Source organism: Variovorax sp. PEI5, assembly GCF_056679935.1.
Genome location: NZ_JBWXPH010000003.1, coordinates 222,887 through 245,935, shown reverse-complemented (window position 1 = coordinate 245,935; position 23,049 = coordinate 222,887). Strand labels below are relative to the sequence as shown.

Here is a 23,049-nt window from a genome sequence, read left to right as displayed (position 1 = left end):
CGAAGGAGTCCGCATGACCGTCCGATCCATCCTCGCCGGGCTGCTGATGCTCGCCGCGATCGTGCCGCCGGCGCTCGCGGCGCCGCCCGCCACCCCCTTCAAGATCGTCACGGCGTCCAGGGCCGGCACGTACATCCAGATCGGCAACGACCTGGCGAAATGGGTCGCGGCGCCGGCGGGCATCGAGCTCGAGGTGCTGGAGTCGAAGGGCTCGGCCGAGAACGTGCAGCGCATGCGCTTCGAGCCCGGCGTGCGCATGGCGCTGGTGCAGTCGGACGTCTATCAGGCCTTCCTCGACGAGGCCAAGGCCGGCAACGCGGAAGCCGGCAACATCATCCGGCCGCTGCGCCTGATCATGCCGCTCTACGACGAGGAGATCTATTTCGTCGCCCGCGCCGACGCGCCGATCAATGCCATCCACGAGATCAAGGACAAGCGCATCGGCGTCGGGCCGATCGGCAGCGGCACGGCGCTGACCTCGCGTACGCTCTACCAGATGATGTTCGGCGAGACCCTGCCGACGGCCAACGCCCACTACCTGAGCAACGAGGAGGCGCTGGCCAAGCTCACCGTCGACAAGTCGATCGACGTCGCCATCATCGTCGCCGGCCAGCCCGCCAAGCTGTTCGCCGACATGAAGCCCGAGGCGCGCAAGTACATCAAGATCCTCAAGCTCGACGATGCCGCGCCCGAGAGCGCGCGGGCGAAGAAGACCTATTTCCCGGCCACCCTGCGCGCGCAGAGCTATCCGACCTGGCTGGCCGGCGACGTGCCGACCCTGAGCGTGCGGGCCTATCTGGTGACCTACGACTACGGCCTGCACTCGACCGTCGACGGCCTCAACCGCTTCGCCGAGTCGCTGTGCGCCAACTTCGACCAGCTGCAGGCCAACGGTCATCCGAAGTGGAAGCAGGTGCGGCTGGAGCTGCCGGCGCTGAGCCAGGGTTGGCGCTACTTCGCGCCGATGGAGCGCCGCCTGCGCAAGTGCATCGCGGCGCGGCAGGCGCCGGAACGCGCGGGCGCGGCCGCGGGAACGTCGACCCGGCCGCAACCGGCCGCGCGCGCCTGCACGGAGCAGGAAAAGGTGCTGGGGATCTGCAAGGGCTGAGTCCCGGAGCGGTCCGTCGCCGCCTGGCGGATCGTCGTGTGAGGCTTGTCCGGGATGCCTTCGGAGGTCGTCCTACAAATGGCGCCAAAGGCGGTCGTTAGTTTTCATGGACGGCGGGTTGTCCTGCCGCACCAGAACGACCCCACGACCCGCCCCACAAGGATTCCCCATGGACGACACCGTTCACCCCGCGACCCTCGCCGTGACGCCCGAGAGCTCCCGCGACGTCACCTTTCCGATCACCCTCCAGCTCAACGGCAAGGCGCATCCGACGCGCGTCGAGCCCTGGGTCACGCTGCTGGATCTGCTGCGCGAGGAAGCGCATCTGACCGGCACCAAGAAGGGCTGCGACCACGGCCAGTGCGGCGCCTGCACGGTGCTGCTGGACGGCAAGCGCGTCAACAGCTGCCTGGTGCTGGCCGTCTCGGCCGATGGCGCCGAGGTGCGGACCATCGAAGGCCTGGCCGGTGGCGAGGAGGGCGGCGAGCTCGATCCGCTGCAGCAGGCCTTCATGGACCACGACGCCTTCCAGTGCGGCTACTGCACGCCCGGCCAGATCTGCTCGGCCCGCGGCCTGATCAGCGAAGGCCATGCCAAGACGCGCGAGGAAGTGCGCGAACTCATGAGCGGCAACCTGTGCCGCTGCGGCGCCTACACCAACATCGCCGATGCCGTGATGCATGTGCTCAAGCGCGAAGGAGCCACGTCATGAACCGCTTCGACTATGCCCGCGCCCACGACAGCGCCGAGGCGGTGCGTCTGGGCGCCGCCGCCGGCGCGCGCTTCCTGGCCGGTGGCACCAACCTGGTCGACCTGCTGAAGGAGAACGTCGAGCGCCCGACCTCGGTGATCGACATCCAGCGCCTGCCCTGCGCCGCCATCGAGGACATCGACGGCGGCGGCCTGCGCCTCGGCGCCCTGGCCACCAATGCCGACACCGCCTACGACGCGCGCGTGGCCGAGCGCTATCCGCTGCTGGCCTCCGCCATCCTGGCCGGCGCCAGCCCGCAGCTGCGCAATCGCGCCACCAACGGCGGCAACCTGAACCAGCGCACGCGCTGTTATTACTTCTACGACACCGCGACCGCCTGCAACAAGCGCGAGCCGGGATCGGGCTGCGGCGCGCTGGGCGGCGTGACGCGTATCCACGCCATCCTGGGATCGAGCGAGCAATGCATCGCCACCCATCCTTCCGACATGTGCGTGGCCCTGGCCGCGCTGGAGGCCACGGTGCGGGTCGAGGGACCGGATGGCGAGCGCACCATCCCGTTCGCCGACTACCACCGCCTGCCGGGCGACGATCCGACGCGCGACAACACGCTGGCGGCGGGCGAGCTGGTCACCGGCATCGACCTGCCAGCCGAGGACTTCGGCACCCACTACACCTACCTGAAGCTGCGCGACCGGCTGTCCTACGCCTTCGCGCTGGTGTCGGTCGCGGTGGCCATGAAGCTGGGCGCGGACGGCCGCATCGAGACGGTCCGCATCGCGCTCGGTGGCGTGGCCCACAAGCCGTGGCGCGTGCCGGAGGCCGAAGCGGCGCTGGTCGGCGCGACGCCCTCGCACGAGGCCTTCGCCGGTGCCGCGCAGCGCGTGCTGCAGGGCGCCGTCGGCCGCGGCGACAACGAATTCAAGATCGAGCTGGCACGCCGCGCCATCGTGCGCGCGCTCCAGCAGGCGGCCGATGGCACGCCGCAATCCCAAACCGACAAGCGGGTGGCCTGATGAACACGACGACTGCAACCCAGACAGCAACCTCCACGAAGGCGCCCGAGGCCGGCACCAGCGTGCGCATCGGCGATGCCTTCAACCGCGTCGACGGACTCGCCAAGGTCACCGGCCGCGCCCGCTACGCCGCCGAATACGCGGCGAGCGACCTGCTCTATGGCTGGGTGATCTCCAGCGACATCGCCAAGGGCCGCATCGTGGCCTTCGACGAGACCCGGGCCCGCGCCGTGCCGGGCGTGGTGGAGATCATCACCCACGCCAACCGGCCGCACCTGCCGCTGCGCGACAGCAACTACATGGACGAGGTCTCGGTGCCCGGATCGCCGTTCCGCGCGCTCTACGACGACAAGATCGCCTTCAGCGCCCAGCCGATCGCGCTGGTGGTGGCCGACTCGCTCGAAGCCGCGCGCGATGCCGCCGCGCTGCTGCGGGTCGAGTACGACATCGAGTCGCACAACACCGACTTCGCCACCGCCATGCGCGAGAAGTTCGAGCCATCCAAGAAGCGCAGCACCTTCATTCCGCCGAAGCCGCGCGGCGACGCCAAGGCCGCGTTCGACGCCGCCGCCGTGAAGCATACCGGCGCCTATCGCGTCACGCCGCATTTCCACAATCCGATGGAGATGCATGCCTCGACCGTGGTGTGGGAGGGCGGCGGCAAGATCACGGTGTACGACAAGACCCAGGGTTCGCAGAACGTGCAGGGCTACCTGTCGTCGATCTTCGGCTTCTCCAAGGACGACGTGCGGGTCGTCAATGCCTATGTCGGTGGCGCTTTCGGTTCGGGCCTGCGGCCGCAGTACCACGTCTACCTGGCGACCCTGGCGGCCAAGATGCTGGAGCGTTCGGTGCGGGTGGTGCTGACGCGCCAGCAGATGTTCAGCCATGTGCACCGGCCCGAGGCGATCCAGTCGGTCTCGCTGGCGACCGACGCGGACGGGCGCCTGCAGTCGATCATCAACGACGCCACCACCGCCACCTCGCGCTTCGAGAACTACATGGAAGTGGTGTGCAACTGGGGGCTGATGAACTATGCCTGCGAGAACGCATCGGCCACTTACACCATCGCGCCCGTCGACACCTATACGCCGGGCGACATGCGCGCGCCCGGCGCCGCCACCGGCATGACGCTGTTCGAGATGGCGGTCGACGAGATGGCCTATGCCGCCAAGCTCGATCCGCTCGAGTTCCGCCGGCTGAACTACTCCGAAGTCGACGCCATGAACGACAAGCCCTACACGTCGAAGGCATTGCGCGAGGCCTACGACGAGGGTGCGGCGCGCTTCGGCTGGTCGGCCCGCTCGCACGAGCCGCGTTCGATGAAGGAAGGCCGCGACCTGGTCGGCTGGGGCGTGGCCACCGGCATGTGGGACGCGCTGTTCATGAAGACCGCCGCCAAGGCACGCTTCACCAAGGCCGGCGACCTGGAGGTCTCCAGCGCCGGCTCGGACATCGGCACCGGCACCTACACCGTGGTGGCGCAGATCGCCTCCGAGACCCTGGGCGTGCCGCTCGAGCGCGTGACCGCCCGGCTCGGCGACAGCGACCTCTCGGCCTCGCCGGTGGAGGGTGGCTCCTGGGGCGCGGCCTCGACCGGCGCGGCGACGCAGCTGGCCTGTCGGATGATCGCCCTGAAGCTGCACGACGCGGCGCTGGAGATCGAGGGCGCGCCACTGGGCAAGGTCAAGTTCGACGAGGTCGAGTTCAAGGACGGCCGCATCACCGTCAAGGCCGACCCCTCGCGCTCGGTCAGCCTGGCCGAGGCCATGGCCGCCACCGGCAAGGACGTGCTGGAGGAGGAGCAGACCGCCAAGCCCGGCGTCGGCGACATGGTCAGCATGATGGTCAAGGCGCGCAACACTCACAGCGCGATCTTCGTCGAGGTCAAGGTCGACGAGGAACTGGGCGTGGTGCGGGTCACGCGCGTGGTCTGCGCGGTCGCGGCCGGCCGCATCATCAATCCCAAGACGGCGCGCAGCCAGATCCTGGGTGGCGTGGTGATGGGCATCGGCATGGCATTGCACGAGGAAGGCATGACCGACCATCGCCTGGGACGCGTCATGAACCACAGCTTCGCCGAGTACCACGTGCCGGTGAACGCCGACATCCACGACATCGAAGTGATCTTCGTCGACGAACCCGATCCGAACGTGACGCCGCTGGGCGTCAAGGGACTGGGCGAGATCGGCATCGTCGGCACCGCCGGCGCGGTCGCCAACGCGATCTTCCACGCGACCGGCAAGCGCCAGCGCATGTTGCCGGTGACGATCGACAAGCTGCTGTGAGGCGGCACGCGCCGGCGCTCGCCGGCGCGCTTCGATGAGGGCGTGGGCCCGGGCGATCCGCGACGGGTGGCCCGGGCCCGCGTCGTCCTACAGGCCTTGTCTGATCTTGCGCAGCTCGGTCTCGGCGCGGTCGAGTTCCTTGCGCAATTCCAGGATGTCCGACTTCAAACGCTCGATGACCGCCTCGCGGTTCTGCGCCGGCGGCAGGGTGCCGCAGCGGATCTGCACCGCCTCCAGCTGATCGGCGAGCTGGCGGCGCTGCAGCATGCGGCCCCGGGCGCGCGCGGCATCGATCTCCTGCTGCAGCGTGGCCTCCTCGGTGCGGCAGGCCGCGTCCTGCGCGGTCGGTGCCGCCTCGGCGGCGGCAGCCCCGGCCCACGACAGCGCGAGGGACGCGAGGGCATGGGCGCAGCGATGTCGCATGACGACGCTCGCCTTCAACGCCCGAGTCCCATCCGCAGACGCCGCGCGGCTTCCTCGGCGCGGGCGTCGTCGACCTCGCGCAGCACGCCGCCGACGTCGACCGCCTTGCGGGGCGCCTCGAAGCGCCCGGTGAGCTCCGAGCCTGGTTCGAGTTCGCCGCGTTCGTAGCGCTGCCAGATCTCCTCGCCGTAGCGCGTCGGCAGCAGGCGGGGCTCGAACTGACCGAAGAAGACCCGCAGGTTGTCGACGTCGCGCAGCAGCATGCGGCGCGCATGGTTGTTGCCGGCGGCATCCACCGCCTGCGGCAGGTCGATCACCACCGGCCCGTCCTCGGCGAGCAGCACGTTGAACTCCGACAGGTCGCCATGCACGATGCCCGCGCACAGCATGCGCACCACCTCGCCGATCAGGCTGGCGTGATGGCGCAGTGCGTCCTCGGGCGTGAAGACGACATCGTTGAGCCGGGGCGCGGCGGCGCCATCGGCATCGGTGACGAGTTCCATCAGCAGCACGCCATCGGCGAAGTTGTAGGGTTGCGGCACCCGCACGCCGGCATCGGCCAGGCGATAGAGCGCATCGACCTCGGCGCTCTGCCAGGCGGCCTCGGTGGCCTGCTTGCCGAATTTCGTGCCCTTGGCCATGGCGCGCTGCAGGCGGGTGTTCTTGACCCGCCGGTTCTCGGTGTAGTCGACGGCCTGGCGGAAGCTGCGCTGGGTGGCTTCCTTGTAGATCTTGGTGCAGCGCGTCTCGCCACCGCAGCGCACCACGTAGACCATGGCCTCCTTGCCACTCATGAGCTGGCGCACCACCTCGTCGATCAGGCCTTCGTCGATCAGGGTCTGCAAGCGCGCGGGTGCTTTCATGGCGCCATTGTCGGTGCTCGGGCGGCCGCCCGTGCGGGACCGGCGCCACGCCCCTCCAGCCAGTGGCGCACCACGCCATTGGTCCATCCGAAGCCGTCCTGCAGCGGGTACTCGCCACCGCCGCCGCCGCAGGGCGCATCGCGGGCGATGCCCCGCAGGGCGTACTTCTCGACCAGCTTGCCTTCGCGCTCGTAGACCCGTTCCACCGTGTCGAGCCAGCGCTCGCGGATGTCGTTGGCCAGGTCGTGGCAGCCATAGGCCTCGAAACCCTCCACCGCCAGCCACTGCAGGGGCGCCCAGCCATTGGGCCGGTCCCATTGCTGGTCGCTGGCGATCTCGGTGGTCGACAGGCCGCCCGGCGCCAGCAGGCGCGAGCGCACGGTCGCGGCCAGGGCGCGCGCCTGTTCCAGCGTCGCCGTGCCGGTGAACAGTGGCGCCACCGTGGCGGCGTTCAGGCCCCGGCGGCGCTGGCCGGTGGTCCAGTCGTGGTCGTGGAAGGCGCCGGTGTCGTCGCACCAGAAGACGGCCGTCATGGCCGCGCGCCGCGCCTCGGCCCGCTGCTCGAACTCGCGCGCGGCGGCGTCGTCGCCGGTGTCGCGCGAGAGCCGGGCGATGGTGGTCTCCAGCTTGTGCAGCAGGGCGTTGAGGTCGACCGGCAGGATCGAGGTCGTGCGGATCGTCGCCAGCCCGGCCGCGCCGCCACCCCCGTGCTCGTCACCCCCGGGCGCCGTCTCGTCGAGCCAGCGCGAGCTGAAATCCCAGCCCGACTCCGCCGCCGCCCGCAGGTCGCGCCAGACCTGCGCCGCCGGCCGGTCGCTGCGCGAGGCCGTGGCGACGTCCTCGCGCCAGGATTCGTCGCGTGGCGTGTCGCGATCGTCCCAGTAGCGATTGAGCCGGGCGCCATCGGGCAACGCCACCACGCGGCGATGCGCGCCGCCCGGTGCCAGCGCATCGGCGCCATCCATCCAGAAGGCATGCTCGCGCCGCATCTGCGGCAGGTAGCGCGCCGCGCCGCAACCCTGGTGCGACTCGCACAGCTCGGCCATCAGGGCGAAGACCGGCGGCTGCGAGCGGCTCAGGTAGTAGGTGCGGGTGCCGTTGGGCACGTGGCCGTGGGTGTCGATCAGGTAGGCGAAGTTGTCGGTCATCGCGTGCAGCAGCGAGGCCCGTCCGCTCGCCGACAGGCCCAGCATCGTGAAATACGAATCCCAGTAGTACATCTCCACGAAGCGCCCGCCCGGCACCACGTAGGCATGCGGCAGCGCCAGCAGCGAGCCGCGATGCGGATGGTGCGCCGGGTGCCGGGTCAGCTCGTCCCACAGGGCGTCGATGTGGGCTTCCAAGGGCAGGCCGGGGGCGACCTCGCCAGGGTGCTGGGCGCGCGGGCGTTCGGCCTGGAAATGCGCGCCGACGAAGGCCGCCAGGTCGAAACCCGGTGCCCGGCACTCGCGCCGGTAGGCCGCCAGGATCTCCTCGGGCGGTCGCCGGGGGGCGCAGTCGACGAAGGTCTTGGAGTCGTCGAACACGCGCGCGCGCTGGACGGCGACGAACAGCTCGGCATAGCGGTCGGCCGGGGAGTGGGTGTCGGCCGGCGGCGCGGCGGCGGCGGCGGCATGCCGCGCGGTGGTGTCGGGAGGAGGACTCTGCATGACGGGACTCTGCCGCAGCGCGGCGCCTCGCGCCCGATCGACCGGCCAGCCAGTGGCGGCAGGACGGCGCGCCGACCGGATGTCGGGCGCGTCGGCGCTCCGCTCCGCGTCTTGTCCGGCGGCGCGTGGGCGGGAACGCTGGCACCCGGCATCGCCCGTGGCGGCGCATGCTCGATGTGGACGCCATCGGTGCAGCGCGCCGGCGCAGTCCACCCCTCACCCTTCCCAACGCCGCGACCTCGCGTTCGAGGCCAGACCATGAACACCACCACCGTCAGCTCCCCCGATTCCTCGTCCTCCCCCGCACCGGCCGCAGCGCCGGCCCCGGTGCTGCGCGGCCAGCCGGCGCTCGTCACCGGCGCCAGCTCCGGCATCGGCCGCGCGGTCTCGCTGGCCCTGGCCCGCGCCGGCGCCGACGTGGTGGTGAACTACGCGCACGACCACGAGGGCGCCGCCGCCGCCGTGGCCGACATCGAGGCCTGCGGCCGGCGCGCCTTCGCCGTCCAGGCCGATGTCAGCCGGGAGGAGGAGGTCGAGGCGATGTTCGCGCGGGCGGTCGAGACCTTCGGCACGCTGCATGTCGTCGTGTGCAACGCCGGCCTGCAGAAGGACGCGCCGTTCCACGAGATGACGCTCGACCAGTGGAATACCGTCATCGGCATCAACCTGACCGGGCAGTTCCTGTGCGCGCGCGCCGCGGTGCGCGAGTTCATGCGCCGTGGCGTCGACCAGGGGGTCTCGCGCGCGGCCGGCAAGATCATCCACATGAGTTCGGTCCACGAAGTCATCCCATGGGCCGGTCACGCCAACTACGCGGCCTCCAAGGGCGGCGTGATGATGCTCATGAAGACCCTGGCGCAGGAGGTGGCGCCACGGCGCATCCGCGTCAACTCGATCGCGCCCGGCGCCATCCGCACGCCGATCAACACCGACGCCTGGCGCACGCCGGCGGCCTATGACGACCTGATGAAGCTGGTGCCCTATGGCCGCATCGGCGAGCCCGACGACATCGGCCAGGCGGCGGTGTGGCTGGCTTCCGATGCGTCGGATTACGTGACCGGCAGCTCGCTGTTCGTCGACGGCGGCATGGCGCTCTACCCGGAATTCGCCCACGGCGGGTGATCGCGGAGGGCCGGGCCAGGGCGCCGAACGCTAAAGAAGTGGCGGGATTCCTGGCCTGTTCGGGATTTCGGCGCGCGGGAAGCTCCGTATCCTCTTGCCGGATCGACGGCCGGACCCGGCTCGCATCGCCCCGTCCCCGCCATGAACACCAGCCCGCCGCCCCAGCCCCTCGCCGCCATCGATCAGACGCTGCTGTCGCGCATGGTGCGACGCGACCAGCTGGTCATGCTGCGGCGCACCGTGCAATCGGCGATCCCGATCAACCTGGTGCTCGGCGTCACGGCGATGCTGGTGGCGATCCATGGCGGGCTGATCGTCCAGGGCGTGCTCTGGTTCGTGCTCTCGCTGGTGGCCAACCTGCTGCGCCGGATGCTGTGCCGGCAATCGTTCGAGGATTCGGCATCGGGCGTGGAGCGGCAGCTGCGGCGGATGGTGGTGGCGGCGGTGGCCTCGGGCGGCGTCTGGGCGCTGGTGCCGTGGCTGTGCGCCGGCTACACCTCGGACCAGACGCTGTTCTATCTGGTGGTGGTGTGCGGCATCTGCGCCGGCGCCGTGAGCTATGGCATCGCCTACGCGGCGGTGCCGATCGGCTTCATCACGCCGCCTCTGCTGACGACGGCGGTCTGCCTGACGGTGGCGGGCGGCTTCGACCGGAGCTGCCTGGCGGCGATGGTGGTGGTGTACTACACCGGACTGGTGCGGGCCGCGATGCAGAGCGAGCGCGGCATCCGTTCGGGCTGCCGCCTGAAGAACGAGGCCACCGCCATGGCGGCGCAGCTCGGCGAGGCCCACGACGCGCTGCAGAAGTCGACCCGGCGCCTGGCGGTGCGGGCCTCGCACGATGCGCTCACCGGCCTGCTCAACCGCGAGGGCTTCACCCAGGCGGCGACGCGCCGCATCGGCGAGCGGCCCGGCCGGGCGCACTGCCTGTTCCTGTTCGACCTCGATGGCTTCAAGGGCGTCAACGACGCCTTCGGTCACCAGGCCGGCGACCATGTGCTGCAGGACGTGGCGCGGTGGCTGGAGCGCGAGCTCGATGGCCTGCAGGCCACCGTCGGACGCTGGGGCGGCGACGAGTTCGTGGTCTTCTGCGACCACGACGAGGACCGGGCCCAGGCGCCGGCGGCGCTGGCGCAGTCGCTGATCGCCTCGCTGCCCGGGGCCATGGCCTCCAGCGGCGGCCACATGGGCATGAGCGTGGGCATCGCCATCAGCCGCGATGCCGACGTCGTCCACATGATCAGCCTGGCCGACGAGGCCCTCTACGAGGCCAAGCGGGCCGGGCGCAACCGCTGCCGGATCGTCGACGACGCGCTCAACAAGCGGCTGGCGGTGCGCCGCGACATCGAGCGCGACCTGCAGGACGCCATGGCGGCGCGCGCCATCCGGCTCTGGTACCAGCCGATCGTCTCGCTCGACACCCTGCGTGTCCACAGCCTGGAGGCCCTGCTGCGCTGGGATCACCCGCGCCACGGCCGCATGCCGCCCGAGCAGGTGATCTTCGCCGCCGCCGGCACCGGGCTGGCCGAGGCCCTGCTGCGCTACATCGTGGAGGAGGTCTGCGCGGCGTTGCGCGAGCTCGACGCCGTGGGCGGCGACCTGGCGGCGGTGCCGATCGCGCTGAACGTCTCGCCGCGCGAGATGGCCCAGCTGGCGGTCGATCGCCTGGTGCTCGGCTCGCTCGAGCGCGAGGGCATCGCCGCGCGGCGCCTGAAGATCGAGATCACCGAGGAGATCGCGCTCGACACCCCGGCCGCGCGCGGCTGCCTGAACGCGCTGGCGGCGGGTGGCGTGACGATCGTGGTGGACGATTTCGGCGTCGGCTATTCCTCGCTCGCCTCGCTGCGCGACCACTATGTGCGGCAGGTCAAGATCGACCGCAGCTTCGTCGCCGGGCTGGGCGGCTCGTCGGGCAACCGGGTGCTGGTCAATGCCATCGTGCAGCTGGGCCGCGCGCTCGACATCGAGGTGGTGGCCGAGGGCATCGAGACGGTCGACGAACTCGACGTGCTGCGCACCCTCGGCTGCCGGCTCGGACAGGGCTACCACTTCGCCCGGCCGGCGCCGCTGCCGGAGGTCGTGGCCTGGGCCGCGCGCCGGCGGACCGCGACCGCCTGACGCGGCGCGGGTGGATGCCTTGACCTTTCCATCATGGGAGGGTTGAGACTGCGTCGCATGCCCGCATGTGCGGGACCAGGACGTATCGCATGAACACCGCCATCCTCCCCTCCGGCACGGCCGGCTCCCCCGCCGGCGCCACGAGCGTCGCCGTCCCCACCGGGCCGGCGACCGAATGGAGCCTGCCGATCGATGGCATGAGCTGCGCGGCCTGCGCCGGCCGGGTCGAGAAGGCATTGCGCGGCGTGCCGGGCGTCGTCGAGGCGGGCGTCAACCTGGCGACCGAGGTGGCGACGGTCCGCGCCGAGGCCGGCGTCGGCGCCGAGGCGCTGCATGCGGCGGTGCGCAAGGCCGGCTATGCGGTGATCGAGGCGCCGTCACCAGCGGGCTCCGGGGCGGGCGATGGCGATGACCTCGGCGCCGCCGCCGCCGACACCGCCGGTCGCGCGCCCGCCGTGGCGCGCGCGCGACCGGCGGCGTGGCCGATCGTGGTCTCGGCACTGCTGTCGCTGCCTCTGGTGGCGCCGATGTTCGGCATGCTCCTGGGCGCCGACTGGGCGCTGCCCGGCCTCTGGCAGCTGGCGCTGGCGACACCGGTGCAGTTCGGCCTCGGCGCGCGCTTCTATCGCGGCGCCTGGTCGGCCCTGAAGGCGCGCGCCGGCAACATGGACCTGCTGGTCGCGCTGGGCACCTCGGCGGCCTATGGCCTGAGCGTGTACCAGCTCCTCGCCGCCGCCGGACACGCGTCCGCCGGGGCCGGCCATGGCGCCACGCCGCACCTGTACTTCGAGGCCTCCGCCGTCGTCGTCACGCTGGTGCTGCTGGGCAAGTGGCTGGAGACCCGGGCCAAGCACCAGACCACCGCCGCCATCCGCGCGCTGAACGCCCTGCGGCCGGAGACCGCCCGCGTGCGGCGCGATGGCATCGAGGTCGAGCTGCCGCTGGCCCGGGTCGTGGTCGGCGACGTCGTCGTGGTGCGGCCCGGCGATCGCGTGCCGGTCGACGGCGTGGTCGTCGAGGGCGCCAGCCACGTCGACGAGTCGCTGATCACCGGCGAGAGCCTGCCTGTGGCGCGTGGCGTCGGCGATGCCGTCACCGGCGGCGCGGTCAATGCCGACGGCCTGCTGCGGGTGCGCACCACCGCCCTGGGCGCCGAGTCGACCCTGGCGCGCATCGTGCGGCTGGTCGAATCGGCGCAGGCCAAGAAGGCGCCGATCCAGCGCCTGGTCGATCGCGTCAGCGCGGTTTTCGTGCCGGTCGTGGTCGGCATCGCCGTGCTGACCTTGCTCGGCTGGGGGCTGGCCACCGGCGACTGGTCGCGCGCGATCCTCAACGCGGCGGCGGTGCTGGTCATCGCCTGCCCGTGCGCGCTGGGCCTGGCGACCCCGACGGCGATCATGGCCGGCACCGGGGCGGCCGCGCGGCGCGGCATCCTGATCAAGGACGCCGAGGCGCTGGAGGTGGCGCATCGCGTCGATGTCGTCGCCTTCGACAAGACCGGCACCCTGACCGAGGGCCGGGCCGTGCTGGTGGCGGCCGAGGCCGCCGATGGCGACCGGCCGGGCCTGCTGGCGGACGCGGCCGCGCTCCAGGCCGGCAGCGCGCACCCGCTGGCCCGCGCGGTGCTGGAGGCGGCGCGGACCGAGGCGGCAGCGGCGGCACCGGCCACGGATGCGCGCGCCGTGCCCGGACGCGGCGTGGCGGCGGAGGTGGGGGGGCGCCCGTTGCGGCTGGGCAGCACGCGCTGGATGCGCGAGTCGGGCATCGACCTGGCGCCGCTGGCGGCGCGCGCGGCGGCGCTGGAGGCCGAGGGTCGCACGGTGTCCTGGCTCGCCGAGGTGCCGGTCGCCGGTGGCGCCGTGCCGCGCCTGCGCGGCCTGCTGGCGTTCGGCGACAGCCTGAAGCCGACCGCGCGCGTCGCCGTCGAGGCCTTGCGGGCCCAGGGCGTGCGCACTGTGCTGGTCAGCGGCGACAACGCCGGCAGCGCCCATGCCGTGGCGCGCGCGCTGGGCATCGACGAGGTCCACGCCGAGGTGCTGCCGGCCGACAAGGCGGCGCTGGTCGAGCGGCTGCGCGCCGGCGGCCATACCGTGGCGATGGTGGGCGATGGCATCAACGACGCCCCGGCGCTGGCGGCGGCCGATGTCGGCATCGCGATGTCCACCGGCACCGAGGTCGCCATGCAGGCCGCCGGCGTGACGCTGATGCGCGGCAACCCGGCACTGGTGGCCGATGCCATCGACATCGCGCGCCGCACGCGCGCCAAGATCCGGCAGAACCTGTTCTGGGCCTTCGTCTACAACGTGGTGGGACTGCCGCTGGCCGCACTGGGCCTGCTCGACCCCATGCTCGCCGGTGCCGCCATGGCCTTCAGCAGCGTCAGCGTGGTGACCAACGCGCTGTGGCTGCGGCGCTGGAAGGGAACCCGCACGTGACGACCGACGGCGACCCGGGCGGCGCCCGCTTCAACATCGGCATCGCCGCCGCGCGCTCGGGCGTGTCGGCCAAGATGGTGCGGCACTACGAGGCCCTGGGCCTGCTGCCGGCGGTGGACCGCACCGAGGCCGGCTACCGCCTCTACACCGACCGCGAGGTGCACACCCTGCGCTTCATCCGCCGCGCCCGCGACCTGGGCTTCTCGATGGCCGAGATCGCCGAGCTGCTGCGGCTCTGGCAGGACCGCGCGCGCGCCAGCGCCAGCGTGCGCCGCATCGCCAGCCGGCACGTCGAGGAGCTGGAGCGCAAGATCGCCGAGCTGACGACGATGCGTCGCACGCTGGAGCAGCTGGTGGCATGCTGCCATGGCGACGGCCGGCCCGACTGCCCGATCCTGGAGGAGCTCGAAGGCGTGCCGCGTGACCATTCCGGCGGTGTCCCGCGGGCGTGAGGGGAAGCCGCGAAACTGGCATCATCCGAGACTTTTCTTGCCTGTCCCGCGACCCCGTCGCCGGGGCGGCCCCGACCGTGCCGACGCTGCTCCATCCATCGCCTGAACACGCCGCCTCGCCAGTGTCCGTCGCCGACCTGACGGCCTGCGACCTCGAACCGATCCGCGTCCCCGGCGCCATCCAGCCGCATGGCCGGATGCTGGTGCTCGCCGCCGATCCGGCGGATGGCTCGATGCCGCTCGCCCACAGCGCGAACTGGCCGGCGGACGAGCTGTCCGGCGCGCTGGCCGAGCTGCCGCGCGCGATGCTGGCGGACCTGGTCGATGGCCGGGCGCCGACGCTGCTCGGTGCGGTGCGGCTCGGCGACCGGTCCTGGGCCCTGTCGGCCCACCGCAGCGGCGCGCACCTGCTGCTGGAATACGAGGAGGCACCGCCGGAACCTCCGGCCGGCGAGGCGCCGATCTATTCGCTCACGCGGGTGTTCCTGCCGCGCCTGCAGGGCGCCGGCTCGCTGGTGGCACTGACCGACCTGGTCGCCAGCGAGATGAAGCATCTGAGCGGCTTCGGCCGCTGCCTGGTGTATCGCTTCGACGCCGATGGCGACGGCGAGGTGCTGGCCGAGCGCTGCGATCCCGGCTACACGAGCTATGCCGGCCACCACTTCCCGGCCGGCGACATCCCGCGCCAGGCGCGCGAGCTGTATGTGCTCAATCCGTTCCGGCTGATCGCCGATGCGCGCTACGACCCGGTGCCGCTGGTCGCCGCGCCCGGCCGGCCCGGGATCGACGCGGCCGCGGTGCGCCGCATCGACCTGTCGCAGGCGCAGCTGCGCAGCGTCTCGCCGGTGCACCTGGAATACATGCGCAACATGGGCACGCTGGCCTCGATGTCGGTGTCGATCGTGATCGAGGGCCGGCTCTGGGGCCTGATCTCCTGCCACGACCACGATCCACGCAGCCTGGCGCCGGCGTCCCGCCTGGCCTGCGAGCACCTGGGCCAGCTGCTGGCGCTGCAGATCCAGGCGCTGGAGGCCAATCGATCGGTCGCCGAGCGGCTGGAGCTGCGGCGCCTCACCATGGCCATCGTCGCTCGGCTCTCCGACAGCGACGCCACGCTGGCGCGGCTGGTCGAGCCCCCGGCGCCGATGCTGGAGCTCGCCGGCGCCACCGGCGCCGCCGTGGTGCTGGACGACCAGCTGTGGACCGTCGGCGACGTGCCCGCGCCCGCCGACATCCGGCTGATCGCCGACTGGATCGGCGGGCTCCACCACGACGTCCACGCGACCGCCACCCTGGCTGACGGGCTGCCGGCCGCGCCGGACCTGCGGCGGGTCGCGGCCGGCGTGCTGGCGATCTCGATCTCCCAGGTCCACCGGCATCTGGTGCTGTGGTTCCGCCCGGAATTGCTGCAGACCATCACCTGGGCCGGCGATCCGCGCAAGGCCGATGCCGCCGCCGGCGACGGCCGCATCCATCCGCGCCGCAGCTTCGACAGCTGGGTCGAGACCATCCGGGGCCGCGCCGCGCCCTGGACCGGGGCCCAGCTCGGCGCCGCCGCCGAACTGCGCCAGGCGCTGATCGGCATCGTGCTGCGGCGCGCCGAGGAGATGGCCCAGGTCGCCGCCGAGCTCGGGCGCGTCAACAAGGAACTCGAAGCCTTCTCCTATACCGTCTCGCACGACCTGCGCGCGCCGATGCGCCACATCGCCGGCTATGTCGACCTGGTGGTGGAGAGCGAGGGCGCGCGCCTCGGCGAGCGCGCGCTGCGCTACCTGGCGCACGCCAAGGAGGCTTCCGCCTTCGCCGGCCAGCTGGTCGACGGCCTGCTCGACTTCTCGCGCATGGGCCGCGCCGCCCTCAAGATCCGCGCCACCGAGACCGCCGCGCTGGTCGAGGACCTGGCCGCCGAACTCACGCGGATGGAGCCCGGGCGCGAGATCGTCTGGTCGATCGCGCCCGACCTGCCGGTGCTGCAGGCCGATCCGTTGCTGCTGCAGATCGCGGTGCGCAACCTGCTCGAGAATGCGGTCAAGTACTCGCGCGCCAGCCAGCCGGCGCGCATCGCGGTGCGTGCCGTGCGGCGCGACGATGGCGACGGCCTGGAGATCGAGGACAACGGCGTCGGCTTCCAGATGAAGTACGTCGGCAAGCTGTTCGGCGTCTTCCAGCGCCTGCACGCGGCCGAGGAGTTCGAAGGCACCGGCATCGGCCTGGCCAACGTGCGGCGCATCGTGGAGCGCCATGGGGGCACCGTCTGGGGCCGTGGAGAAATCAAGATCGGGGCGTGCTTCGGCTTCGTGCTGCCCCGCCGGACGGCCCTCGAAGGGTCCGCCGTCGAAGGAGGAGGAACAACTCATGCTTAAACCCATCCTGCTGGTCGAGGACGACAAGCGCGACCTCGAACTGACCCTGATCGCCCTGGAACGCAGCCAGCTGGCCAACGAGGTGGTGGCCTTGCGCGACGGCGCCCAGGCGCTGGACTACCTGCTGCGCGAGGGCGACCACGCCGACCGGGAGGAGGGCAACCCGGCCGTCATCCTGCTCGACCTGAAACTGCCCAAGGTCACCGGGCTGGAGGTGCTGGAGGCGATCAAGGCCAACCCGTCGCTGCGCAGCGTGCCGGTCGTGATGCTGACCTCCTCGCAGGAGGAGTCGGACGTGCTGCGCAGCTACCAGCTGGGCGTCAATGCCTATGTCGTGAAGCCGGTGGCGTTCGACCGCTTCGTCTCCGCCATCTCCGAACTGGGCGTGTTCTGGGCCGTGCTCAACGAGCCGCCACCCGGCTCGCTCAAGACCGCGCGACGCAATGAGTAGCCGGCCGGACGCCAACCCCGACCATCGGCCGGTGTCGCCGGCCCCGCCGCAGTCCCTGCGCGTGCTGCTGCTGGAGGACTCGCGCTTCGATGCCGAACTGGTGCTGGAGGCCTTGAAGAAGGTCTATCCGCACGCGGCGACGACGCTGGTGCGCGACGAGGACGGCTTCGTCGACGCCTTGTCGACGCAGCCGTTCGACCTGATCCTGTCGGATGTCGAGCTGCCGGGCTTCTCCGGCGCCCAGGCGCTGGACTTCGCGCGCACCCTGCGCCCCGAGGTGCCGTTCGTCTTCGTCTCGGGCGTGATCGGCGAGGACAACGCGGTCGAGCTGCTCAAGCGCGGCGCCACCGACTATGTCAGCAAGAGCCGCATGGCGCGCCTGCCGGTGGTGCTCGACCGCGCCTTGCGCGAGGCGGCGGAACTGGCCGCCCGGCGCGCCGCCGAGAGCCGCCTGCGCGAGGCCGACGACGCCTTCACGCGGGTCGAGTCGCGGCGCATGGCGCTGGTCGAACTGAGCGACCGCATCCGCGACCTGGACGATCCCGGGGAGCTGGCCTATGCCGCCGCCGAGATCCTGGGGCGCCAGCTGCAGGTCGACCGCGCCGGCTACGGCATCGTCGACACCACCGCCGAGACCATCACCATCGAGCGCGACTGGACCGCGCCGGGCGTGCCGAGTCTGGCGGGCGTGCTGCATTTCCGCGACTACGGCTCCTACATCGACGACCTGCGCCGGGGCGTGACGGTGGCCTTCGGCGATGCCTTCGTCGATGCCCGCACGGCCGCCAATGCCGATGCGCTGGTGGCGATCCAGGCCCGCGCCACCGTCAACATGCCCCTGATCGAGAAGGGTGGCGTGGTCGGCCTGCTCTATGCCAACCACGGCACGGTGCGCGGCTGGCCGGCCGAGGACCTGGCCTTCATCCGCGAGATCGGCGAGCGGGTGCGCGCGGCCATCGCCCGCCGCACGGCGCAGATCGAACTGGCCCGCTTCGCCGCCTCGCTGGAGCGCCAGGTCGAGGAGCGCACCTACGAGCGCGACCGGACCTGGAAGCTCAACCAGGACCTGCTGGGCGTGGCCAATCCGCATGGCTTCTTCGAGAGCGTGAATCCGGCCTGGGAGGCCGTGCTGGGCTGGAGCAGCGACGAGATCCGCCGCACGCCCTTCCGCGATCTGGTCCATCCCGACGACCTGGCCGCGACCGACGAGGAACTGCAGCGCCTGGCGCAGGGTCAGCGCACCCAGCGCTTCGTCAACCGCTATCGCGCCAAGAGCGGCGCCTATCGCTGGCTGGCCTGGACGGCGGTGCCCGACCGCGGCCTGATGTACACCGCCGCGCGCGACATCACCGAGGAGAAGGAGCGCGAGGCCGAACTCGAGGCCGCCAAGGAGCAGCTGCGCCAGAGCCAGAAGCTCGAGGCCGTGGGCCAGCTGACCGGCGGACTGGCCCACGACTTCAACAACCTGCTGGCCGCCATCAGCGGCAGCCTGGAGCTGATGCGGCGCCGCCACGCGGCCGGCCAGACGGCCGAGATCGAGCGCTACATCGGCGTCGCCCAGGGCGCGGCGCAGCGGGCGGCGGCGCTCACCCATCGGCTGCTGGCGTTCTCGCGCCGGCAGACCCTGGAGCCCAAGGCGCTCGACGTCAACCGGCTGGTGGCCGGCATGGAGGACCTGCTGCGGCGCACGATCGGCCCGGAGATCCAGCTCGAGACGGTGGCGGCGGTCGGCCTGTGGAACGTGCTGGCCGATCCCAGCCAGCTGGAGAACGCGCTGCTCAACCTGTGCATCAACGCGCGCGACGCCATGCCCGGCGGCGGGCGCCTGGTGATCGAGACTGCCAACCGCTGGATCGACCAGCGCACCGCGCGCGAGCGCGAGCTCGAACCCGGCCAGTACGTCTCGCTGAGCGTCAGCGACGATGGGGTGGGCATGACGCCCGAGGTCGCGGCGCGCGCCTTCGACCCGTTCTTCACCACCAAGCCGATCGGCATGGGCACCGGGCTCGGGCTGTCGATGATCTATGGTTTCGCCAAGCAGTCCGGCGGGCTGGTGCGGATCTATTCCGAGGTCGGGCAGGGCACGATGGTCTGCATCTACCTGCCGCGGCATGCCGCCGTCGCCTCGCCAGTCGACCTCGCCCGGCCGCTGGCCGACGCGCCGCGCGCCGATCGCGGCCAGACCGTGCTGGTGGTCGACGACGAACCGGCCTTGCGCATGCTGATCGTCGAGGTCATGCAGGACCTGGGCTATGCCACCCTGGAAGCCGGCGACGGTGCCGAGGCGTTGCGGCACCTGCGCTCCGACGCGCGCATCGACCTGCTGGTGACCGATGTCGGCCTGCCCGGCGGCATGAACGGGCGCCAGGTGGCGGATGCCGCGCGGGGCGTGCGCCCCGGCCTGCGCGTGCTGTTCATCACCGGTTACGCCGAGAACGCGGTCCTCAGCCATGGCCACCTGGACCCCGGCATGCATGTCATGACCAAGCCCTTCGACATGGACGTGCTGGCGCGTCGCGTCAAGGATCTCATCGAGAGCGACTGAATCTTCCTACGTCGGGCGCCGCCGTTGTGGCTTTCAATCGGGGTTTCGACTACAGATCACCGATTCGATCCTCCGGACGCTCCATGGACACCACGACTCCCACTCTCCAGACCCTCTTCGACCAGCTCGGACTGCCCAGCGAAGCCGCCGACATCGACCAGTTCGTGGCGCAGAACCGTCCCGTCCCCCAGGAGATGGCGCTGCCCGACGCGCCTTTCTGGACGCCGGCCCAGTCCCAGTTCCTGCGCGAGGAATGGAAGGACGACGCCGAATGGATCCCGGTGGTGGACCAGCTCAACGTGCTGCTGCGCGATTGAGGGCGCGGCTCCCCTTTCGCCTGCATGTCCCGGCCCTGGCCCTCGCGCTGCTGGCCAGCGCGGGTGGGGCGGCGCGCGAGGTCGTGGCGCAGGAGCTGCCGCCCGGTGTCGAACTGGGCATGAACGCGGCCGCCCTGCGCGAGGCGGTGCCCGATGCGACGCGGGTGCATCGCCCGGCGCGCCTCGCCGGCGGCGTCGCCGGCCTCTGGCATGGCGCGCCGGTCCACTTCGCCTCGCTCGACTTCGAACCGGTGTTCTTCTTCGGCGGCGGCCGGCTGGTGCGCGTGGAATACGTGGCCGCCGACATCGACGCGGCCGACCGGGGCGAGGCTGCATTCATGGCGCTGCGCGACTGGGGCCGGGCGCGCTTCGGCGCCGAGCTCGTCACGCGCGATCCCGGCAGCGACATCGCCTCCTGGGTCGATGGCGACACCGACATCTATGCGCAGCGCAGCATCGACGCGCGCGGCGCGACGGTGCGGCTGGTGCACAAGGCCCGGGTGGTGAAGGACGCGCGCACGCTCTGACGACGCGCGCGCCGTCGCGCCTAGCCCGCCAGCAACGGCTGGCCGACCGTCGCCGAGGCTGGCTGCGCGATCGGCTCGGCGCCGGCGGGCAGCGGATCGCCCCATTGCGCGCGGGTCTGGCGCAGCAGCGTCATGACGTCGTCGGCCATCGCCTCCAGCAGCTTCACCTCGCGCTGGCTCAGCACGCGCGGCTCCATGTCGAGCAGGCACAGCGTGCCGAGCACGTGGCCGCCGGCATCGCGCAGTGGCGCTCCGGCGTAGAAGCGCACGCCCTTGGCGCCCAGCGCCGGATTGCCGGCGAAGCGCAGGTCGCGGCTGACGTCGGGCACCACCATGGTCTGCGCGTTGGCCACCACGTGGCTGCACATCGACAGTGGTCGTGGCACGTTGAGCTCCTCCGCCGTCACCGGCGCGACGCCGGAGGCATCGGGCGTGACCAGCGCGCCATGCGCCGAGAGCACGTTCTGCCGGTTCTCCTCGATCAGGGACACCATCGCCAGCGGCACGTCGAAGATGTCGGCGGCGCGCTTGGAGGCGGCCTCGAACAGCGGCATGGCCCGGGCGTCGAGCGCGCCGCTGGTGCGCAGCGCCTCCATGCGCACGGCATCGTCGGCCGGCATCTCCGGCACCAGGAAGCCCTGGTCGAGCTTGGCGCCGGTCAGCGCCACGATGCGGATCACCGCTTCCGTGACCGAGGTGACCACGGCATCGGCGCCCAGCGACTTGCAGGCCGCCTCGCCGAGCAGGTCGGCCGGGGCGTTCCACAGGCCCAGGATGATGTGGATGTCGGGCCAGCGCCGGCGCAGGCGGCGACAGAAGTGCCGCGCCGGCACCTGCGGGTCGCGACTGAAGTACGACAGCAGCACCACCTGGGCGCCCTTCAGGTCGAGCCGGCCGATGTAGTCGGCGCTGATGGTGGCCGCCGGCCGGTGCTCCGCCGGCAGGCCCTCGAGCGTGAGCGAATGGGCCAGCATGCGCGCGGCCAGCGTGTCGATCTCCCACTTGGCGCCGATGCACACCGTGATCGGGCGCGCCGGGCCGAGCGCGCCGGGATGCATCTCGGCGACGTCGTCGATCAGGGTCTCCATGCCGATGACGATGCGGTGGCGGTGGTGCGCGGTCGACGCGCTGCCCTGGTCCTGGCTGGCCATGCGCAGCACCGGCAGGCCGACCTGGTCGTAGAAGGCCGTGACCTTGGCATTGCCGGTCTGCTCGTGGGCCAGCTCGATCGCCTCCTCGACATCGCCGGCGATCAGGCGCTGGTAGATGCGCGTCGGCGCGTCGAGCGCGGGCTGGCTGCCCAGCAGCACGTCGAGGAACTGCAGGCGCGGCAGGTAGCGCCCGATGACCAGCAGGCAGACGGTCAGCGGCGTCGACATCACCAGGCCCACGGGACCCCACAGCGCGGTCCAGAAGATCGCCGAGGCCATCAGCGAGATCGCCGACAGCCCGGTGCTGGCGCCATAGAGCCAGGGGGCGACGAAGTTGCTGCTGATCATCTGCAGCACGCCGATCAGCGCCAGCGTCCACAGCACCATGTGCCAGCCCGGATCGATGGCGAAGGCCAGGGTCAGCGGGAAGGCCGCCGAGATCATCGGTCCGACATAGGGCACGAAGCGCATGACGATGGCGGTGGCGCCCCACAGCAGGGCACCCGGAATGCCGATGATCCACAGCCCGAGCGCCAGCGGCAGCCCGTAGCTAGCGTTGACCACCAGCTGCATGATGAGGTATTTGCTGATGCGCGCGCCGGCCTCGTCCATGGCGTCGGTCGAGCGATGCAGGCTGCCGCCCCACAGCCGCAGCATGCGGTCGCGCAGGTCGAGCCGGTCGAGCAGGATCAGCACCACGAAGACCATCACGATGCCGGTCGTGGCGAGCGGGCCGCTGCCCAGCTTGAGCCACTCGGTCGCGGTCTCGAAGGCCGAGGGCGGCGTCTCCTCGATGACCACGCGGCGCGGCGTCAGGTTCTGCGCGCCCGGCCGCGTCGAGTCCGCCACCGGCGTCGGTGGCGTCACCGGCAGGTTGATCTCGCGGCGCAGCGTCTCGAAGGTCTTGGAGACGCCATCGAACATGCCGGGCTTGTCGGCGCCCTCGCGCAGGTCGCGCAGCTTGTCGACGATGTTGTTCTGGTAGGTCGGCAGGCGCGCGCTCAGAGTGCTGACCTGGTTGGCCAGGAACAGGCCGGTCAGGCCGATCAGCACCAGCGTGGCCACCGCCACCACCGCCACCGCCGGCATGCGCGGCAGGCCCAGGCGCTTGAGCCGCACCACCAGCGGGTCGAGCACGAAGCCCAGGAAGATGGCCAGTGCCAGCGGGATCAGGATGGCGCGGCCGAAGTACAGCGCGGCGATGATGATCGCCGCCGTCACCAGTCCCATCATCAGGCGCAGCTCCGGCAGCAGCGTGAGCAGCACGTTGCCGGGATCGTTCATCTGCCGCAGCGAGGCCAGGTGCGCCTGCTCGAGCGGGTCCTCCACGGGTGCGCGCGGGCGGGGGGGCGCCATGTCCTGCGCCGACTGCTGGAAATCTGTCACTGCGAAGCTCCGGTAGGGATCGCCGAGGGTACGGGAGGTACGGCCGCGGACGCGGAAAGCGGGAATGGCGAGGGTGAGGGCGCGGCCGGAACCGGCGCCGCGAGCCGGTGCCGTCGGTGCCGCCGG

17 protein-coding genes are annotated in these 23,049 nt (G+C 71.6%); 13 read left to right on the top strand and 4 right to left on the bottom strand.

Translation table 11 applies throughout. The features are described 5' to 3' along the window. Window positions 1-13 precede the first annotated feature (13 nt). The 4 genes from AC1MLT_RS20590 to AC1MLT_RS20575 all read left to right on the top strand — a co-directional run bounded on the left by AC1MLT_RS20590 (window position 14) and on the right by AC1MLT_RS20575 (window position 5,121). Window positions 14-1,108 (top strand): TAXI family TRAP transporter solute-binding subunit, encoded by a 1,095-nt coding sequence (locus AC1MLT_RS20590; protein ID WP_481036123.1) that lies wholly within the window; start codon window positions 14-16, stop codon window positions 1,106-1,108. Between the two features lie 169 nt (window positions 1,109-1,277). Next, window positions 1,278-1,820: a (2Fe-2S)-binding protein gene (locus tag AC1MLT_RS20585; RefSeq protein ID WP_481036121.1), complete on the top strand. Its 543-nt coding sequence runs from the start codon at window positions 1,278-1,280 to the stop codon at window positions 1,818-1,820. Continuing rightward, the gene (locus tag AC1MLT_RS20580) at window positions 1,817-2,833 is read left to right on the top strand and encodes an FAD binding domain-containing protein (RefSeq protein WP_481036120.1); all 1,017 of its coding nucleotides are present in this window, start codon (window positions 1,817-1,819) and stop codon (window positions 2,831-2,833) included. The genes AC1MLT_RS20585 and AC1MLT_RS20580 overlap by 4 nt, the downstream gene beginning before the upstream one ends. Next, on the top strand, window positions 2,833-5,121 hold the full coding sequence (locus AC1MLT_RS20575) for a xanthine dehydrogenase family protein molybdopterin-binding subunit (protein WP_481036118.1): 2,289 nt from the start codon (window positions 2,833-2,835) through the stop codon (window positions 5,119-5,121). Before AC1MLT_RS20580 ends, AC1MLT_RS20575 begins: the two co-directional genes overlap by 1 nt. A gap of 87 nt (window positions 5,122-5,208) precedes the next feature. On the opposite strand, the gene AC1MLT_RS20570 is transcribed toward AC1MLT_RS20575, so the two are convergent. The 3 genes from AC1MLT_RS20570 to treF are packed head-to-tail and all read right to left on the bottom strand — an operon-like array spanning window position 5,209 to window position 8,056. Continuing rightward, a complete protein-coding gene (locus AC1MLT_RS20570; protein WP_481036117.1) occupies window positions 5,209-5,544 on the bottom strand; it encodes a DUF1090 family protein in 336 nt (111 codons plus the stop codon). A gap of 14 nt (window positions 5,545-5,558) precedes the next feature. Continuing rightward, complete coding sequence (locus AC1MLT_RS20565) at window positions 5,559-6,407, bottom strand: PA4780 family RIO1-like protein kinase (RefSeq protein WP_481036115.1); 849 nt, start codon at window positions 6,405-6,407, stop codon at window positions 5,559-5,561. Next, window positions 6,404-8,056: an alpha,alpha-trehalase TreF gene (gene treF, locus AC1MLT_RS20560; protein WP_481036114.1), complete on the bottom strand. Its 1,653-nt coding sequence runs from the start codon at window positions 8,054-8,056 to the stop codon at window positions 6,404-6,406. The genes AC1MLT_RS20565 and treF overlap by 4 nt, the downstream gene beginning before the upstream one ends. A 258-nt stretch (window positions 8,057-8,314) precedes the next feature. Between treF and AC1MLT_RS20555 the strand changes: the two genes are divergently transcribed. The 9 genes from AC1MLT_RS20555 (at window position 8,315) to AC1MLT_RS20515 (ending at window position 20,386) form a co-directional block, all read left to right on the top strand. Beyond that, window positions 8,315-9,178, top strand: coding sequence for an SDR family oxidoreductase (locus AC1MLT_RS20555; protein WP_481036113.1), 864 nt, complete (start codon window positions 8,315-8,317; stop codon window positions 9,176-9,178). Window positions 9,179-9,319: 141 nt separating this feature from the next. After that, window positions 9,320-11,296 carry a putative bifunctional diguanylate cyclase/phosphodiesterase gene (locus tag AC1MLT_RS20550; protein WP_481036111.1) on the top strand — a complete coding sequence of 659 codons (1,977 nt, stop codon included), beginning with the start codon at window positions 9,320-9,322 and terminating at the stop codon, window positions 11,294-11,296. 89 nt (window positions 11,297-11,385) lie between these two features. After that, window positions 11,386-13,731 carry a heavy metal translocating P-type ATPase gene (locus AC1MLT_RS20545; protein WP_481036109.1) on the top strand — a complete coding sequence of 782 codons (2,346 nt, stop codon included), beginning with the start codon at window positions 11,386-11,388 and terminating at the stop codon, window positions 13,729-13,731. Further along, on the top strand, window positions 13,728-14,183 hold the full coding sequence (cueR, locus tag AC1MLT_RS20540; RefSeq protein WP_481036108.1) for a Cu(I)-responsive transcriptional regulator: 456 nt from the start codon (window positions 13,728-13,730) through the stop codon (window positions 14,181-14,183). Before AC1MLT_RS20545 ends, cueR begins: the two co-directional genes overlap by 4 nt. 122 nt (window positions 14,184-14,305) lie before the next feature. Beyond that, complete coding sequence (locus AC1MLT_RS20535; protein WP_481036106.1) at window positions 14,306-16,546, top strand: ATP-binding protein; 2,241 nt, start codon at window positions 14,306-14,308, stop codon at window positions 16,544-16,546. Further along, entirely contained in the window at window positions 16,539-16,997 is a 459-nt protein-coding gene (locus tag AC1MLT_RS20530) for a response regulator (RefSeq protein ID WP_481036104.1), read from the top strand. The genes AC1MLT_RS20535 and AC1MLT_RS20530 overlap by 8 nt, the downstream gene beginning before the upstream one ends. Next, the gene (locus AC1MLT_RS20525) at window positions 16,990-19,542 is read left to right on the top strand and encodes a response regulator (protein ID WP_481036103.1); all 2,553 of its coding nucleotides are present in this window, start codon (window positions 16,990-16,992) and stop codon (window positions 19,540-19,542) included. The genes AC1MLT_RS20530 and AC1MLT_RS20525 overlap by 8 nt, the downstream gene beginning before the upstream one ends. A gap of 83 nt (window positions 19,543-19,625) precedes the next feature. Continuing rightward, window positions 19,626-19,859 (top strand): DUF2789 domain-containing protein, encoded by a 234-nt coding sequence (locus tag AC1MLT_RS20520; protein ID WP_481036101.1) that lies wholly within the window; start codon window positions 19,626-19,628, stop codon window positions 19,857-19,859. After that, the gene (locus AC1MLT_RS20515) at window positions 19,856-20,386 is read left to right on the top strand and encodes a hypothetical protein (RefSeq protein WP_481036099.1); all 531 of its coding nucleotides are present in this window, start codon (window positions 19,856-19,858) and stop codon (window positions 20,384-20,386) included. The genes AC1MLT_RS20520 and AC1MLT_RS20515 overlap by 4 nt, the downstream gene beginning before the upstream one ends. A gap of 20 nt (window positions 20,387-20,406) precedes the next feature. On the opposite strand, the gene AC1MLT_RS20510 is transcribed toward AC1MLT_RS20515, so the two are convergent. Then, on the bottom strand, window positions 20,407-22,923 hold the full coding sequence (locus tag AC1MLT_RS20510) for an AI-2E family transporter (protein WP_481036098.1): 2,517 nt from the start codon (window positions 22,921-22,923) through the stop codon (window positions 20,407-20,409). Window positions 22,924-23,049 lie beyond the last annotated feature (126 nt).

Excerpts from the sequence above, each read along its gene's own strand:
- AC1MLT_RS20525 (WP_481036103.1), top strand. The coding sequence starts at position 16,990 with ATGAGTAGCCGGCCGGACGCCAACCCCGACCATCGGCCGGTGTCGCCG.
- AC1MLT_RS20550 (WP_481036111.1), top strand. The coding sequence starts at position 9,320 with ATGAACACCAGCCCGCCGCCCCAGCCCCTCGCCGCCATCGATCAGACG.
- AC1MLT_RS20580 (WP_481036120.1), top strand. The coding sequence starts at position 1,817 with ATGAACCGCTTCGACTATGCCCGCGCCCACGACAGCGCCGAGGCGGTG.
- AC1MLT_RS20575 (WP_481036118.1), top strand. The coding sequence starts at position 2,833 with ATGAACACGACGACTGCAACCCAGACAGCAACCTCCACGAAGGCGCCC.
- AC1MLT_RS20570 (WP_481036117.1), bottom strand. The coding sequence starts at position 5,544 with ATGCGACATCGCTGCGCCCATGCCCTCGCGTCCCTCGCGCTGTCGTGG.
- AC1MLT_RS20590 (WP_481036123.1), top strand. The coding sequence starts at position 14 with ATGACCGTCCGATCCATCCTCGCCGGGCTGCTGATGCTCGCCGCGATC.
- AC1MLT_RS20530 (WP_481036104.1), top strand. The coding sequence starts at position 16,539 with ATGCTTAAACCCATCCTGCTGGTCGAGGACGACAAGCGCGACCTCGAA.
- AC1MLT_RS20520 (WP_481036101.1), top strand. The coding sequence starts at position 19,626 with ATGGACACCACGACTCCCACTCTCCAGACCCTCTTCGACCAGCTCGGA.
- treF (WP_481036114.1), bottom strand. The coding sequence starts at position 8,056 with ATGCAGAGTCCTCCTCCCGACACCACCGCGCGGCATGCCGCCGCCGCC.
- AC1MLT_RS20545 (WP_481036109.1), top strand. The coding sequence starts at position 11,386 with ATGAACACCGCCATCCTCCCCTCCGGCACGGCCGGCTCCCCCGCCGGC.
- AC1MLT_RS20585 (WP_481036121.1), top strand. The coding sequence starts at position 1,278 with ATGGACGACACCGTTCACCCCGCGACCCTCGCCGTGACGCCCGAGAGC.
- AC1MLT_RS20565 (WP_481036115.1), bottom strand. The coding sequence starts at position 6,407 with ATGAAAGCACCCGCGCGCTTGCAGACCCTGATCGACGAAGGCCTGATC.
- AC1MLT_RS20555 (WP_481036113.1), top strand. The coding sequence starts at position 8,315 with ATGAACACCACCACCGTCAGCTCCCCCGATTCCTCGTCCTCCCCCGCA.